Origin of the sequence: Planktothrix rubescens CCAP 1459/22 (assembly GCA_904830895.1) — a bacterium.
Taxonomy (GTDB): Bacteria; Cyanobacteriota; Cyanobacteriia; order Cyanobacteriales; family Microcoleaceae; genus Planktothrix; species Planktothrix agardhii.
Genome location: LR882958.1, coordinates 2,344,502 through 2,360,771, shown reverse-complemented (window position 1 = coordinate 2,360,771; position 16,270 = coordinate 2,344,502). Strand labels below are relative to the sequence as shown.

General features: G+C 38.1%; 12 protein-coding genes. 7 read left to right on the top strand and 5 right to left on the bottom strand.

Translation table 11 applies throughout. The annotated features are described in order from the left end of the window. Positions 1–26 precede the first annotated feature (26 nt). Both NMG86_RS11060 and polA read right to left on the bottom strand, forming a co-directional pair. Positions 27–2,438: a GH116 family glycosyl hydrolase gene (locus NMG86_RS11060; protein ID WP_026797642.1), complete on the bottom strand. Its 2,412-nt coding sequence runs from the start codon at positions 2,436–2,438 to the stop codon at positions 27–29. A 129-nt stretch (positions 2,439–2,567) separates the two neighbouring features. Beyond that, positions 2,568–5,453: a DNA polymerase I gene (gene polA / locus NMG86_RS11055; RefSeq protein ID WP_199918672.1), complete on the bottom strand. Its 2,886-nt coding sequence runs from the start codon at positions 5,451–5,453 to the stop codon at positions 2,568–2,570. Positions 5,454–5,633: 180 nt separating this feature from the next. On the opposite strand from polA, the gene NMG86_RS11050 reads away from it, so the two are divergent. The 6 genes from NMG86_RS11050 to NMG86_RS11025 all read left to right on the top strand — a co-directional run bounded on the left by NMG86_RS11050 (position 5,634) and on the right by NMG86_RS11025 (position 10,054). Next, positions 5,634–6,155 (top strand): FxLYD domain-containing protein, encoded by a 522-nt coding sequence (locus tag NMG86_RS11050; protein ID WP_036831746.1) that lies wholly within the window; start codon positions 5,634–5,636, stop codon positions 6,153–6,155. A gap of 115 nt (positions 6,156–6,270) precedes the next feature. Then, positions 6,271–7,365, top strand: a complete 1,095-nt coding sequence (locus NMG86_RS11045; protein WP_026797640.1) for an ATP-binding protein — start codon at positions 6,271–6,273, stop codon at positions 7,363–7,365. A gap of 23 nt (positions 7,366–7,388) precedes the next feature. Then, complete coding sequence (locus NMG86_RS11040) at positions 7,389–8,258, top strand: hypothetical protein (protein ID WP_052338697.1); 870 nt, start codon at positions 7,389–7,391, stop codon at positions 8,256–8,258. A 74-nt stretch (positions 8,259–8,332) separates the two neighbouring features. Continuing rightward, entirely contained in the window at positions 8,333–8,626 is a 294-nt protein-coding gene (locus NMG86_RS11035; protein WP_026786923.1) for a DUF433 domain-containing protein, read from the top strand. Then, positions 8,623–8,967, top strand: coding sequence for a DUF5615 family PIN-like protein (locus tag NMG86_RS11030; protein WP_026786924.1), 345 nt, complete (start codon positions 8,623–8,625; stop codon positions 8,965–8,967). The genes NMG86_RS11035 and NMG86_RS11030 overlap by 4 nt, the downstream gene beginning before the upstream one ends. 79 nt (positions 8,968–9,046) lie before the next feature. Beyond that, positions 9,047–10,054: a DNA cytosine methyltransferase gene (locus NMG86_RS11025; protein WP_499103704.1), complete on the top strand. Its 1,008-nt coding sequence runs from the start codon at positions 9,047–9,049 to the stop codon at positions 10,052–10,054. Between the two features lie 114 nt (positions 10,055–10,168). Here NMG86_RS11025 and NMG86_RS11020 read toward each other — a convergent pair whose 3' ends face one another. The 3 genes from NMG86_RS11020 to NMG86_RS11010 form a co-directional block, all read right to left on the bottom strand. After that, the gene (locus NMG86_RS11020) at positions 10,169–10,735 is read right to left on the bottom strand and encodes a Uma2 family endonuclease (protein WP_026786926.1); all 567 of its coding nucleotides are present in this window, start codon (positions 10,733–10,735) and stop codon (positions 10,169–10,171) included. A gap of 55 nt (positions 10,736–10,790) precedes the next feature. After that, positions 10,791–12,185: a DUF1800 domain-containing protein gene (locus tag NMG86_RS11015; protein ID WP_026797639.1), complete on the bottom strand. Its 1,395-nt coding sequence runs from the start codon at positions 12,183–12,185 to the stop codon at positions 10,791–10,793. Positions 12,186–12,298: 113 nt separating this feature from the next. Next, the gene (locus tag NMG86_RS11010) at positions 12,299–13,951 is read right to left on the bottom strand and encodes a CHAT domain-containing protein (protein ID WP_026797638.1); all 1,653 of its coding nucleotides are present in this window, start codon (positions 13,949–13,951) and stop codon (positions 12,299–12,301) included. Between the two features lie 169 nt (positions 13,952–14,120). Between NMG86_RS11010 and glgX the strand changes: the two genes are divergently transcribed. After that, complete coding sequence (gene glgX, locus NMG86_RS11005) at positions 14,121–16,205, top strand: glycogen debranching protein GlgX (protein WP_026797637.1); 2,085 nt, start codon at positions 14,121–14,123, stop codon at positions 16,203–16,205. The last annotated feature ends 65 nt before the right edge of the window (positions 16,206–16,270 follow it).

Genomic DNA, 16,270 nt, shown 5'->3' with positions numbered 1-16,270 from the left:
ATCGCCAAAATACTTTTTTTAACTTATCATATTTTGGTATTAAGGTTACGGTTTTTAGGATTGTTATATTGATAATAAATTGCCCAAATTGCCATCGCCCTTAAATAGTGACTAGCGCGGAAAGTTCCGGCGGCGGTAATTGCTTCTGGTGTGCGAAATTGTAAGCCATTTTCATAGATTTGTTTAACCACAACTTCGGTTAATTCTAAGGCTTCGGCTTTCATACCCATTTGCAAGAAAAAGGCGGCTAAACCAAAATTAATTCCTGTCCAAACTTCTAAGGGGTGAGTATCTTTCGGGTTAACTGCTTCTCCATTGGGTCTGACACCATTGGCGGCTCCAAATTGTCCATTATGAAACTTTTTAAAACAGGAATCATAAACGGTTTTTAAAGCCGAAATTGTACAATCTAGGGGAACAATATCCGGCAATTCTAATAGTTTAGCATAGAATTGACCACATAATTGATCCGTCATTACTACATCGGAACCGCTACCACTATCTAAACGATAATATTGACCATTCCAAAGGGTTTTTTGATATAGAGGTTTAGCGGTTTCTAACCATGTTTGATACAGGGGAATTACCGTATTAGGATGGGGTGTAACGGTTTCTTTTTCTAACAGTGTTCCCATGGCAATCATCGCTTCTAACGCGGCTAACCATAAGCCTCCACAATAGGCACTAATTCCCTGTAATTTCCAATCATCAAAAGTTTGATCCGGTGCGCCACTATTCTCAGGAATAGAATCTTGATCAAGATCAAAAGTTTTCAGATAATTGATGGTTTCAACCATCGCTGACCAACAATCTTTTAAAAACTCATAATCCGTTGCACCTGTCAATAGAAAATCTCGGTAAACTTGCAGGACAAAATCACAGGGTAAATCCTTCCATAAATTACAATCTTGATAACTGGTATAGTTAGTTTTCTCCCAGGGATGTTCATTCGGTGCGCCTAAATCATGGGGGGTTGCACCCACGGCTTTTCTAATAGCTGAAGCCTGATTATAACCAATTATTCGGGGAGTATTATCTCCTTGAGAAACTGCGCGAGAATAGGCAATTAATATGGATTTTTCTAACTCCGGCCATAACATTAATAGAGAAAATGATCCATATAACCGCACATCTAAACTTTCATACCAGCGATAATCTAAACATTCTAAAACCCCAAATTGACCGATAGGATCACGTTCATCCGCAGCACTCCAAATTGCTCCCCCATCGGTGAGTAAATATAACTCATTAAACAGTGCCATTTTAAACCAACTCGGTAAATCTTGACGCTGTAAAATTGGGTTTTGCCATGCTTGAATATGTTCTCGCCAGGTGTCAGAATGTTTCATTGCAGTGCGAATCATTGACCAAGCATTATGACCATTACGACCAAAAAAGTCAGTATAACGACGATAATAATTAATTCCCGATGCGAATTCAGTAATTGGTAAATCCCAAGCTAAATAAAAGGGAATCTTTCTGGTTTTCCCTGGTCTAATCGTAAATTTAACCGCCAAAGCCACCGCAATTCGTTCACCGACCTTGGCGGGTTGATCACTTTCTTGGTCTAAAAGTGTACCATCTTCTGAGAAACATTGCCAAATATCTTCCCCATTTCCTATTGGGTTCCAACGGGTTTGATAATATACTTCAACCGCCGGATTTGTAATAGTTGCGATCGCAATTTGTCCGTCTCCTTCCTGCACATCTTCATTGACACTAGGGCGGGTCATTAAACAGCCAATACGATGAAAGTCTTCGACTAATCTATTAATACTTCCGGCACTTTTTCCCCAATTAGGTTGATATTCATAAACTGGACTTCCATCGTCTCTAACTTTCACTTCTGGACTGGCTAAACTATTAGTAAACCAGCCAATTGTATTTTCCCAAGTTAATAATATACTTAATGTAATTGGTTCATCTGTTGGGTTATGGGCAGTCCATTCAAAAATTGCGATCGGATAACTACTTTCTTGATAGTTTTTTGCCCAAACTGGAGAAAATTGTTCACAAGTTAATTGGGCGGAAAAGACATTTTCATAAACAAACCAACTGCGAGGATATAGGGCATGATAGGTTCCATTTTCTGGTTGATTTGAATACCAATTCCATTCCGATAAACTACCATCTTCCGGGGATTCTGTTGATAAAGCATAGGCTTTTTTCTGACCGTTTATTTCTTCATAAATGCTAAATTGACAAGCCGGAAGTGTCTGAAAAATATGTTCTCCCCCGTCCAAATGCCAAAGGTTAAAATCTCCCCTGGAGGAGCGTCCAATGCAACCCGCACCCAACCCCCCTAAAGGCATTCCGTGCCAAGGGCCATCATCTAAATTACTTGCGTAGCGGACGGTATAGGGTTTTTCCCACCCTAAACCAATGGGGCGACTCCAAGTAGACTCAGGAATATTGTTAATAGGGCTGGAATTGGTCATGCTGTTAATGGATAATGCTGTTAAATTGAGTGAACTTTCAACGTTTTATTATAAACTAAATTCCCGATGGGGATGGTTTAAAAATTACGTTGTTGGGCTTTAGCCCTCAGTTATTGGATAATTATTTAATTATTTGGCTTCCTTCCAATTTTGTCCGGCGTGAATATCCACAACTAAAGGAACACTTAAAGGCAGCACTTGTTCCATAATTGTCTTAATTTTAGGTTGAATTTCTTGCCATTCTATTTCGGGAATTTCAAAGACTAATTCATCATGAACTTGTAACACTAATTGAGATTGATATTGGCTTAAAAGTTGATGTACTTGTACCATTGCCATTTTGATAATATCAGCACTAGAACCCTGTATGGGGGCGTTAGCAGCGGCTCTTAATAGTTGGGAATCATTTTGACCCATTTTTTTCTTCAATTGGGTTAAATCAATTTCATTAATATCAACTCCTTTTAAGGTTTGTAGACTATCTCCTTGGAAATCAAAATAGCGTCTTCGTCCTAATATTGTTTCGACATATCCTTGAGAAATTGCTTGTTTTTTCACCCTTTCTAAATAGGCAAAAACTTGAGAATAACGTTGATTAAATCGTTCAATAAATATCTTACCTTCTGCACTACTAACTTTGGCTTCCCGGGCGAACCTTTGCGCCCCCATTCCATAAATTACGCCAAAATTAATCGTTTTTCCTAACCGTCTTTCTTCTGGAGTTACGGTTGCTTTTTCAAACAATAACTTAGCGGTAACAGTATGGACATCTTGATTATTTTGATATGCTTCTAATAAAATCGGTTCTTGACTTAAATGAGCTAAAATTCTCAATTCAATTTGAGAATAGTCGGCTGAAACTAATAACCAGTTTGGTTCGGTAATAAATGCTTTTCTAATTTTACTCGAAAATTCGGTTTTAATCGGAATATTTTGCAAATTAGGATCAGAAGAAGATAACCGTCCCGTGGCGGTAATAGTTTGGTTAAAACTGGTATGAATGCGTTGGTTAGCATCTACTAATGTGGGTAAAGCATCGACATAAGTTGACTTGAGTTTGGCTAAGGTTCGATGTTCTAATATGATATCAATAATGGGATGATCTCCTTGTAATTTTTCTAAAACATTCACATCCGTTGAATATCCGGTTTTGATTTGTCGGGTTTTTTTTGTACTTAATTCTAAGGTTTCAAACAAGAGTTTACTGAGTTGTTTGGGAGAAGCTAAATTAAATTTTTCTCCCGCCACTTCATAAGCTTGAATTTCAGTAATTTCTAACTGTTTATCTAATTGTTCTGCTAAGGTCTGTAAATAGTCAATATCCAGATGCACACCCCCATATTCCATATCAGCTAAAACAGGTTCTAAGGGCTGTTCAACTTCCGTTAGGAGTTTTATTAATTGGGGTTTATCTATGAATTGTGCTTTAATTTTATCGACTAATTGAAAGGTAACATAAACCTGCATTCCGCAATATTCGGCGACTTGAGCAATATTAATATCTGCAATAGTTTTTCCTTTTGGTACTAATTCATTATAACTCGGTGCTGTTAATTCTGAACCCAAATATTTGCGGGTTAAATCAATTAAATTATGAGTATCTTCAGGATCTAATACATAGTTTGCTAACATCGGATCAAAGACAACGCCCTTTAATTCTATCCCATGAACTCTAAAAATTAATCGATCATATTTAGCATTTTGAAAGGTTTTAGGATAGCGATCGCTTTCTAAAATTGGACGTAAAATATTTAAGGTTTCCACTTTATCTAAATTCGTTCCTTGGGTATGATTTAAAGGAATATAAGCCACCTCTGTTGGCGCTATTCCCCAACAACAACCTATTCCAACTAATTCCGCTTCTCTCGGTTCTAAAGAGGTGGTTTCCGTATCCCAAGCAACGGGATAATTAGTATCAGTATGATTTTGTAAAATAGCAACTAACTGTTTTAGGTCTTCCGATGTTTGAATTAAACGCAATTTAATCTTAGATGCGGGATTATTTGCTGTTTTTTGTTGTTGATAAATTTCGGTTTCTTCTTTGGTAAAAAAACTGGTATCTTCCTCGGTATTAACTGAAGTTTCTGATGTTTTTGGTTGAATATTTCCTTTAAATTGCTTTTGAATTTGATTAACTTTATCTAAAAAGGTTTGCAATTGTAAATGTTCTAAAATCGGTTGAATTTTAGCTGGATCAAAACCTTGTAATTTTAAATCTTCTAAACCAACTTCTAATGGCACATCTTGAATAATTCGCGCTAATATTTGAGAATGATCAGCATCCGGCTTACCTTCTTCTAATTTCTTGCGAGTGGCTCCTTTAATTTCCTCGATATTGGCATAGATATTTTCTAAAGACCCATATTCTCCTAATAATTTAACCGCCGTAGTTTTCCCAATGCCTTTTACCCCAGGAATATTATCGGATTTATCCCCACATAATGCCTTATAATCAATTACTTGATTTGGATAAATCTGTAATTTCTGATAAACCTGTTCGGCTAAAAATTCCGTAGGGTTGCTTCCTTTACCCGGTTCTAAATGTAAAACAGTAATATTTTTTTCCAGATTAATTAACTGAAATAAATCCTGATCTCCCGATAGAATTTTAACCCGATAATTCTCCTGACTTCCCCTATGAGATAACGTCCCTAAAATATCATCAGCTTCATAACCTGGGGCGGTAATAATGCTAAGATCAAAGGCTTGTAATAATAGTTTTAAATTCTCCACATCCTCAATAAAATCTTGAGGGGTTTCTGTCCGATCTGCTTTATAATTTTCATCAGCCTCATGGCGAAAAGTGGGCTGTTTTAAGTCAAATGCGATCGCTAAATAATCAGGTTTATGACTCGCCATCACATCCAATAAGGACTTAAAAAATCCAAAACAAACACTGGTGGGAATACCTGTTGACGTGCGTAAACCCCCTTGGCGACTTTTGCCAAAGGCATAATAGGAGCGAAACGCCAACGAATGACCATCAACTAAAAGCAATAGGGGATATTCCAACACTGTTTTAATACCAACTGCAATACAATTCCTATTTTAAACCCTGTATATGTTAATCTGTGCCAATATTGTAATATTTCAGGGTAAGAATTTCTTCACCTTGACTTTCCTCGGTGAATCCTTGGGAAGATTCGACCTTTACCCTATTGATTAGAATAATACTCTGATTCAGGAGATTTAATTATGCCACTTGATTTGCCTTTGGTTTTAGTATTTGTGATGATTGCAGGGCTTACACCTGCCTTAAAAACGATTTCAAATCCTCCTATTTCTCCGTCAGATTCATCCCAACATTCTCCGTCTGTAATCCTATCTCAAAACTCAGAATTGACTGTCAGTGATGTTAAATTAGTGAGATTTGGAGAGAACCCAGTAATTCGTTATTCGATTGAAGGAAAAGTTAAAAATAATAGTTCAACACCGATGCGATCACTAAAAGTTATTTATCGAGAATATCAACAACAAAATGATCAATTAGTTGAAATAGAAGCCGGGGAAGCAACGGTTAATCCCACGGAACTAAAACCGGGAGAAACCGGGATATTCGGTCGAGTCGTCAAGAATCCATCGGAAGTTATTTTAATTGAAAGTATTGTTGCTATGGGTCAGAAAAAAATAACCATTAACCAATGCTATGCCGATAATTTAGAACGGCGAGAAATGTGTCGTAGACAATTGAATCCTCAAGCGGTTTATCCTTTATAAAAAAATATTTGAATTTCCCTTCTTTAGAGTGGGAAATTGATCTTAATTTACATTTTGATCGGGGAATCATCCCAAAAATGGTAATATCAGCAATTAGCTTGTTCAATAGACACCAATGGATATAGCAGAGTTAGCAGCCCCCTTAGAAACCTTTGGACGGCAAAGCCAATTTCAACAGATCACCCAAGCATTAGCCCGTGATCGAGATTTGTTAATTGCCGGAGTGCCGGGCAGTGGCCGTCGAACCCTGGTCAGAAGGGCGGCGACGGAAGTTGGGGCAAAAATTATTGAAGTGGACTGTATTCGGGCAACCGATGGCCAACGCTTGACGCAACTGTTATGTGAGGGGATATCCCAGGCGGTGAAAAGTCCCCAAGCCATTGAGTGTTTGCAACAGTGGACAAATACAGAGGCGGCTCAATTTTTTTCCTGGCAAGGAAATATGGCAAAAAGCTTGCGGTTAATTGCGAAACCAGAAGAAGTTTGGCAAGCCTATAAATTATTAATTCATTTTCCCCAACAGTTAGCAGAATTTGTTGAGCGGCAAGTGGTATTGATTTTGCAAGGGTTTCCCCATATTCGCTCTTGGGATCGACAGGGAGATTGGGAAAAGTTATTGCGTCAAGAAATTCAACAGCAAAGTTCTGTAAGTTATGTTTTAGTTGCTACTTTAGCTGAAACAAGTAATCAAGAGGAGTTTCACCAAAATTTAGATATTGTGCAGTTAACGCCCTTATCTAATGATGTGGTTGCGGCTTGGGCGCACGGGGTTTTACATCGGGAAAATTTGACTTTTGATCCGCGATCGCAAGCATTACAATACTTTTTAGAAGCGGTGCAAGGACATATCGGAGATGCTTCGGCTTTAGTGCGTCGCTTGTGTAAAGTTAAAAGCACAAATGGTCTAATTAGAAATCGGGAAATTGAAGAAACCTTACAGGAATTATTAGCAGATTTTTCAACGGTATTTGAGTCTTTGTTAGTATTACTTCCGTCTTCTCAAGCCCAATTATTAGAGTCTTTAGCCCTAGATCCTACAGATAAACCCCAAAGTCGAGAATATATTACTAAACATCATTTATCCCGAGGCGGCAGTTTACAAGGGGCGATTATTGGTTTACAACATAAAGGCTTAATTTATGGTTCAGAATTAGGCTATCAATTAGCTTTACCTTTATTTGGTTTATGGATTAAACAACGGTTAAGTTAAATTAAAATTCAGGATAAAATTTAATGAATAGTGATATTTTTATGAAAAAAACAAGTTTATTTTTATTATTGTTTTTATTAACAGGTTGTGAAATCCTATCGGAACATTGGCGACAACTTTCGACGACGATGAATATTGTTAACTCTAGTTCATCGGATAAAATTCAACAATGTTCTGAACAACCTTCAGGAAATATAGCTCCGCCTAATATTAAGTTAATCAATTTAACTGCTATTAATACCAAAGAATCTGGCCAAATTCGCCAAGGAAGTTATTTAGCTTATCAATTTTCTGCTAAAGCGGGTCAACAGTTAAATTATCGGACGGAAGATAACTTATGTATTTGGGTTTATGCACCCGATAGACAACTAATTAAAACTAAATATTTACCCCAAACAGGTCAATATACAATTGTTTTAACAGCTTTAAAAGGAGCTACAACTTTTGATCTAAAAATGAGTTTAGGATCTCATGGTGCGACAGGAACACAACCCTTACAACCCCTACCTCCTTTTGCTAATTCTCCCACCACTTCCCCAACTCCTACCCCAACCCCAACTCCAACTCCTTCTATTTCTCCTCAAGCTAATAACGCCACCGAAAGGGTTAAATTTGACCCAGGAGCAACGGGAACAACGGTTACAGGTATGATTAAACCCACAGAAAAACGACAATATAAATTAGAATGTGCCGCCGGACAAAAGATGTCCGTTGATGTAAAGGAAGGAACAGTTGATATTAATATTTTAGATCCTAATGGTAAAAATATTGGTACTATTAAAAATAGCAAAACTTGGCAAGGAGAATTACCCATTAGTGGAGATTATTCTATAGAAGTTTCTGGCTCAAAAGAAGCCAACTTTAAACTTAATATTGATGTTCCTGCATTGTAATTATATTCCTGGGATTTTGATGTTAGAATGTGATACTATGGAGGGATTATAAATTCTTTATTGTATGAGTTGATATGACTGTACAATCCATTTCTCGTTATGTAAGTCGTAACCATGAAATCCTTCAAGGTGAACCTATCATTTTAGGAACTCGAACTTCAGTGCGAGCTATTGTTGGGTTATGGCGTTTAGGAATATCTCCTGAAGAAATCCCGATACATTTACCACATTTAACATTAGCACAGGTCTTTGATGCCTTGAGTTTCTATTTAGATAATCAAGAGGAAATTAATCATTATATTGAACAAAATCGCATTCCTGAAGAATTAGTTCATCCTGCTGTTAAAGCTGCTATGAAAAAACCATGAAATTATTTGCAACACTATATACAGATGAAGATGTTTCTGTTCTAGTTGCAACTTTACTCCGTAGTAGAGGTTTTAATGTGACAACATCACTAGAACAAGGAATGTTAGGAAAATCCGATCAAGATCAGTTAATTTATACAGCAAAAGTTGATCGATGTTTACTGACTCATAACCGAGTTGATTTTGAACGATTGCATTTAGAATATATTGCTAAAAAACAAAACCATTCAGGAATTATTATTGTCCCTCAAAAAAGTCCTCATGAAATCGCTCAACGGGTTGCTATTTTATTAGATACTCTAACGGCTGATGAAATTATAAATCAACTTTTATATGTTTAAATTGGCTTTAATATCCTATTTTTAAGACATAAAAAACATTATAATTAATCCTGTCAGTGTATTAACTCAACCCAAATAAATGAAAAACTTTATTGATTTATTCTCCGGCGCAGGCGGAATGTCCTGTGGGTTAGAAATGGCAGGATTTAACTGTTTATTAGGAATAGATTTTGATCGATATTCCTTAGAAACCTTTCAAGCTAATCATCCCCATTCTCAAACAATTTTAGGAGATTTACGCGAAATTACAACCGAATCCATTCAAGATATTATTGGAAATCAAACCGTAGATTTAATTTGCGGTGGCCCTCCTTGTCAGGGGTTTTCAACTATTGGGACAAATAATCAAAAAGATCATCGAAATTTTCTATTTTTTGAGTTTTTGCGAATGGTAGAAACCTTTAAACCTAACTTTATTATTCTGGAAAACGTTACCGGGTTATTAGCAAAAAAGAATGAAAGCACATTAACATTAATTATTAATAGTTTTAACCAATTAGGTTATACTGTCGATGTCAAGGTATTATCCGCCCATCATTATGGTGTTCCCCAAGCCAGACGACGGACTATTTTATTAGGAAATCGTTTCGGAGTTGGTAATATTTATCCAGAAAAACGATTTAAAGACTCGGAAAAAGATCCTGATCTTTTACCCTTACCCCGCACGGTGGAATGGGCGTTTAACAACTTATTAGAGTTTGAAGGTAAAACCTTTAACCATGATTTGAAAACGGCTGAAATTAAAAATGAATTAGAAATAAAAAGAATTCATTATATCCCAGAAGGTAAAGGAATTCGTTATGAACGAGATCAGTTAGCCTATCTTCCTGCTTCATTATGGTATGATATAGATTGGAAAACAATTCGAGAAGAACGATTTCGAGAAACGAAATTAAAGCGTTTAGATCGGTATTCCCATTCAGGGACAATTAACACAAATAAAACCACTTATTATCATCCCACAGAAGATCGTTATTTGACGCCCAGAGAAGCCGCCTCTATCCAATCTTTTCCCCCCATTATATTTTTTATGGAACATCATCCCAACAATGGCGACAAATTGGTAATGCAGTCCCCCCGTTATTAGCGGCGTCAGTGGGAGAGGCTATTTTAAAGTTAGATCAACTCAAAGATAACTTAGAAAAAACCAATTCTATACCAGATTTTCAAGCTGTACGTTCCCAGGCTTTTAATTATCGGTTTAAGGAAAAAATAACCGAACAATTGCACTAAATCCAGGTAATAACGGTGATGTGATTTCATCCATTTCTAATAGGGTGGCGACCTTAACTAATTGTGCTTGTTCCCGGCGATAAATTTCAACTTGTTTGGTAAAATAATTAACAATCCAATATTCCTGAACTCCGGTAATAGAATAGAGTTTTAATTTAGCTTGTTTGTCTCGACGTTCGTTTTGTTTTCCAGGGGATAAAACCTCAATCACTAATTCCGGCGCTCCGGTTAAATGTCCGGCTTCATCTTCAATTTGTTCGAGTCTTTCATGACTCACCCAAACCACATCAGGAATAACACTATCAGTATCAGAAAAGATTAAACCCGGAGCAAAAATTGTGACTCCTAACTTACTTGACTCTGACCAAGTATCCAGTTGAGTAGAAATCTTAACACAAGCCTGTTGATGGCGACGATGGGGAGAGCGAGTCATAAATAGTTCTCCATTGAGAATTTCATAACGTATCCATTCATTTTCCGGTAGTCCCTCGACATCCTGAATTGTCCAGATTACTTGTTCTAGGGTTTGATTCATCATGACCCCCGTTTTGGGTTTAATCTTTTTAATTATAGCATAAAATGGGATATTTTCAATACATCATAAATTCTGGACTTCCTAAAATTAATGCTCCTCTTAAATTCGGGGAATTTTTTTCTAAAACGGAGCGAGTTTGATGGGAGAAATTATTTTCTAATGTCGAGGCTAAAAAATTAGCATCAATGGGTTTTCCATCGTGAAGTAATCCGTTAGATAAGGGAACAGATAAACTACTACGACGAACCATTGCATCGGGATTTAACCAAGCGGATTGAATATTTTTGTACCCATCGGGAGACGGACAACCATAGAGGGGCATTCCTAACTGATTCAGGATACCATCTAAGGGTTCAAAATTGGTAACTGTACCGATAATTCGCATGACTGAAACTAGATATCTATAGGGAGTTTTAAATTTAGTTTGATAAATATTAGGTTGCCAAAATTCGGTACTTGCAAATAGGGTTTGGAGAACAGTTGCAATATTTCCATCGCTATCTAAGAAGGTTTTAGCTAGTTTTTTGACGAGGGAATCGGGAGGAGTATCACTAACAAAATTTTGAGCTAATTGATAACTAATATGTTGGGCTGTGGAAGGATGTCTTGCTAGAATATTAAGAGCTTCTTCTCCTTCATTAATACCACTACCTTTAATTGAATTTCCTAAAAATAATTTATCACTAAAATTATGGCGGCTTTCGTCAAAATAAAATCCCGATTTAGTTGAGGTTATTTCAATCGGTTTGAATAGTCCCCATCCGGTTAGAATTTTGGCTAATTCAATAATATCTTTTTGGCTATAACCCCCATTAACTCCTAAAGTATGTAATTCTAATAATTCTCGCGCATAATTTTCATTTAACCCTTTAAATGAGCCCTTTGCCCCCGGACTTCCTGGTGCAGTATTTTGCCAATTATCTAAATAGACTAACATGGCGGGATGTTTGGCAGTTGCCCCTAATAATTGTCTAAAGTTTCCTAAAGCATGGGGTCGGATAGCGTGTTGTTCATAGGAACTAAAAAACTGTCGAGTTAAATCACCTTTACCAAAAAATACATTAAAATGGTTATACCAAAAATCCACCATTATTTCTTCTAATTGACGAGGACTGGCAAAGGCTCTTAATAAACGTCCTCGTTTGGCTTGCTGGATAATTTTTTGATTAAAACTTTGCTTAATTTTAATCATGGATTTGCTATCTAAACCGAGGGTTTTGGCTTGTTCTATGGTTTGTTTTTCTGCTAGAATAACTTCACCAGGTTGCCAAACTAATGTATTTAAAGGATTAAGTTTTTCAGTTAAATCGGCGGGATAGGAAATCGTTTGCGGTTGCAGTTGAGTCTTAATATAAGCATCAATTCCCATCTGTTGCACCTGTTGAATTTGTCCTGGGGTGACACCAAAACTTAAACGATTAATTAGATGAAAAATTTTAGGTTCTGTCATAAATCAGGGAACAGGGAACAGGGAACAGGGAATAGGGAATAGGGAATAGGGAACAGGAGTAATACTTCTCGTTATTTGATATCAGTCGTAATTCGTAATTCATAATTCGTAATTCATAATTCCCCCTCAATTACAAATTCTAACAATTGCCCCTGAGAACTGCCAAATTTTAACTGCATTCCCGATATTAACGGAATTTCTTGATGGTGGATGCGTTGCCATTCTTGAGTATGAAAAACCAGAGTTCCATAGCGAGAAAAATCCCTTAAAAAATAATTAGGTTGGGTTTTGCCATCGGAACTATGACGACAAAAAATTTCGGCGTGTTTAGAAGAAACCCACTGTTCAGAAATAATCACATCATTCCCTTCTCCGCGACCCACCCGCATTAATCCGGTATCAATCGGCAAAACCTGGGCCGGGGTATTACTCCCGGGGTTATAGAGTCGTAACCACGCCCTAAGAACATCCCCAAACCCCGTCACCGAACTACTGGGCATTTCCGTCCTAATCCGTTCTAAGGGCTGGACTAACACCCCGTCAAATTCCGGGTGCATATATAATATCGGTAACGTCCAAGCGGGTTGATTAAACTTATATAGGGCTAATAACTGCTGACGGGCGATGGCCACCGCCTGATCCACGGGAAGACGTTCCCCTAAAGCTCTAGCAAAGGCCTGAATAAAGGTTAACGCCTCGCCGTCGGTAATGGAGTCCCGCATACCCAACACCGCCGGAACCCCATGATGGATAAATACCTTAGCTAAACTACTGCTAGGAATTGCTTGAAACAGTGAATTAGATGGGGTTGACACCGTTTCTACAGCCGGGTGAGCACTCCAACAGGCGTTAAACACCGCTAGAATAATCCCACATCGGACTAAGACCTGGGCCAGTTCCGTCCCATTAACGGTCGTATCGGGACGCAGAAATAATAACCCACCATCGGGGGCTGGTACTCCATGTCCCCCATAAAATAAAACGTTATAACGGTCGGTTTCTAATTCTGCAATCAGTTCTTCAACAGTGGGTTCAATCAGGGTTTTAACGCCACAGTAAACCCCGCTCTCGACTCGATTTCCCTGGGTATCCATGCCACATTGTTCAAAGGCTTTACCCAGGGCGATCGCTTCTTTTTCTAAGGCCAATTTCGATAATTCCGAATTATGGGATAACCCAGGGGTTTGACTTTCCCCCAAAACCAACAAAATATTCAACCCTTGAGCCACCAAACGCTGAGGCAGGGGGTTAACATCAAAGGTGGTACGACTAAACCACAGATTTTGACTAAGGGAAATCGCCGGTTGACCGCCTTGGGGTTGCATCGTTTCCCAAGGAATAGGGATTAAATCAGGATCTCTCAGGTCTAAGCGAATGCGTAGGGGTTGATCCTGGCCAATGGCAATCCCTTGACTGCGGTGTAAACTAGCTTGAATTGATCCCTGAAATAACCACTGCCAGAGATTAATCCCAAATTGCTGCATTAAACGGGTGGTATAACTAAGTTGTCGCCCCGAATTGGCAGCAGCAGTTAAGGACAAATTGCCAGGAGGAGGAGAACACAAACCATTAGGAATACTATGGGGCGAAAATAGTTCTAACCACGCTTGCCAAGTTTGGGAAAGGGGTTCGGGCCAGCTACTATCATGGTGAACATATCCATTCCAATCGGGAGATTGTACCACCCAAATTGCAAAATGATGGGCAACGGAGGTATTCATCCGAGCGATCGCAATACTTAAGCAAGGAGTTTCTGAAGGGGACATTCAACTGAACACACAGTTTTATTGGGATTTTCTGCTAGTTTATCGCGTTTTTAGCACCAGCGATCAGTTCTTGATCACAATTAATGATAATCTGGGTTAAACATTGCCTAGAAAACAACATTTGAATACAGCAACTAATAATCGAGAAAACTTGCAAGGAGTTAAAAGCGTGCATCTTGATATTTTATCTGGTCAAAGCTACCCCTTGGGAGCCACAGTTTATGCTAATGGGGTGAATTTTTGTATTTTTTCTAAAAATTGTACCGCTATAGAATTACTTTTATTTGATACCCCCGATGCCCATGAACCGACCAGGGTGATTCGTTTTGATCCTAAACATAATAAAACCTTTTATTATTGGCATATTTTTGTGCCTGGAATTCAAACCGGACAAATTTATGGCTATCGAGTTTATGGCTTATATGAACCGGAATTAGGCTATCGTTTTGATCCTCAGAAAGTATTATTAGATCCCTATGCAAAAGCCATTGTTAATACTGAAAATTATAGTCGGGCTGCCGCTTCTATTCCAGGGGATAATTGTAGCCAAGCATTAAAAGGAGTGGTGATTGATAAGCGAGGTTATGACTGGGAAGGAGATAAACCTTTAGAATTACCCTACGCCCAAACAATTATTTATGAACTGCACGTTGGCGGTTTTACGCGCAATCCTAATTCGGGAGTTGCTACTGAAAAACGGGGAACCTACGCGGGATTAATTGAGAAAATTCCCTATTTGAAAGATTTAGGAATTACGGCTGTTGAATTACTCCCGATTCATCAATTTGATGAACAGGATGCAGTTCCCCCTCGCAGTAATTATTGGGGATATAGTACCATCTCATTTTTTGCTCCCCATCGGGAATATAGTTCTAATCAAGATGCTTCTGGCCCGATTAATGAGTTTCGAGATATGGTCAAGGCTTTTCATAAAGCTGGAATTGAAGTGATTTTAGATGTGGTTTATAACCATACCGCCGAAGGGAATGAAGAAGGCCCGACCTTATCTTTTCGGGGACTTGATAACAGTATGTATTATATTTTAGAAAAAGATAATCCGGCGTATTATAGTAATTATAGTGGCTGCGGAAATACCATTAAAGCCAATCATGAAATCTCAGGACAGTTAATTATTGATAGTCTGAGATATTGGGTTTCAGAAATGCACGTCGATGGATTTCGCTTTGATTTGGCTTCAATTTTATCCAGGGATAAAGAAGGAAATCCGATTGAAGATGCCCCGATTTTATGGATTATTAAATCTGACCCCGTATTAGCCGGGGCAAAATTAATTGTTGAAGCTTGGGATGCTGGCGGATTATATCAAGTGGGTTCTTTAGCGGGCGATCGTTTTGCGGAATGGAACGGACAATTTAGGGATGATGTCCGTCGTTTTGTCAAGGGAGATGAAGGACAAATTGAAAAATTAGCCTATCGAATTATGGGGAGTCCTGATATTTATCCCCATCCCGATCGAGAAGTACATTGTAGTATTAATTTTGTTACCTGTCATGATGGTTTTACCCTGCATGATTTAGTTTGTTATAATGAAAAAAATAATGAGGCTAATGGAGAGGAAAACCGAGACGGTTCTGAATATAATTTTAGTTGGAATTGTGGCATTGAAGGGCCGACGGATGACCTCTATATTCAAGCCTTACGCCTGCAACAAATTAAAAATCTGTGGGTGATTTTATTATTGTCTCAAGGGACTCCGATGATGTTAATGGGGGATGAGGTTTGTCGGACACAATTTGGAAATAATAACGCCTACTGTCAGGATAATCCTTTGGGGTGGTTTGACTGGAGTGATGTCGGGAAACATCCTGATGTCTTGCGGTTTGTGAAAAGTTTAATCCGCTTTAAAAAAGAACTCCATCTCTTTCAATTAGATGATATTTTAGAAATGAATATAGAGGGTGATTTGCCCTATGTGATTTGGCATGGAGTCAAAATAGGAAAACCTGACTTACATGACAGTTCTCGCACTATTTCTTTTAGTTTATATCATCCCCAAAAAGGCGAACATCTCCACATTATGTTAAATTCCTATTGGGAACCCTTAAACTTTCAATTACCTCCCCTCTCTAAAGGAGAACGTTGGCATCGTTTAGTAGATACGGCCTTAGCGGTTCCTAATGATATTAGTCGCTTGAATGTTGCCCGACCAATTATAGGAAAATATTATCATCTCAGCCCCCGTTCTGCTGTGGTTTTAGTTGCTATGGTAGGGAACATGGAACAGGGGATGTAACCTGAGATCTAGGAGTAATTCATGAATTACCTCTAGCCGATAAAATGATTGTAAAATCAGTTCCT

Excerpts from the sequence above, each read along its gene's own strand:
- NMG86_RS11040 (WP_052338697.1), top strand. The coding sequence starts at position 7,389 with ATGAATAGTGATATTTTTATGAAAAAAACAAGTTTATTTTTATTATTG.
- NMG86_RS11050 (WP_036831746.1), top strand. The coding sequence starts at position 5,634 with ATGCCACTTGATTTGCCTTTGGTTTTAGTATTTGTGATGATTGCAGGG.
- NMG86_RS11035 (WP_026786923.1), top strand. The coding sequence starts at position 8,333 with ATGACTGTACAATCCATTTCTCGTTATGTAAGTCGTAACCATGAAATC.
- NMG86_RS11010 (WP_026797638.1), bottom strand. The coding sequence starts at position 13,951 with ATGTCCCCTTCAGAAACTCCTTGCTTAAGTATTGCGATCGCTCGGATG.
- NMG86_RS11015 (WP_026797639.1), bottom strand. The coding sequence starts at position 12,185 with ATGACAGAACCTAAAATTTTTCATCTAATTAATCGTTTAAGTTTTGGT.
- NMG86_RS11045 (WP_026797640.1), top strand. The coding sequence starts at position 6,271 with ATGGATATAGCAGAGTTAGCAGCCCCCTTAGAAACCTTTGGACGGCAA.
- NMG86_RS11030 (WP_026786924.1), top strand. The coding sequence starts at position 8,623 with ATGAAATTATTTGCAACACTATATACAGATGAAGATGTTTCTGTTCTA.
- NMG86_RS11060 (WP_026797642.1), bottom strand. The coding sequence starts at position 2,438 with ATGACCAATTCCAGCCCTATTAACAATATTCCTGAGTCTACTTGGAGT.
- NMG86_RS11020 (WP_026786926.1), bottom strand. The coding sequence starts at position 10,735 with ATGAATCAAACCCTAGAACAAGTAATCTGGACAATTCAGGATGTCGAG.
- NMG86_RS11025 (WP_499103704.1), top strand. The coding sequence starts at position 9,047 with ATGAAAAACTTTATTGATTTATTCTCCGGCGCAGGCGGAATGTCCTGT.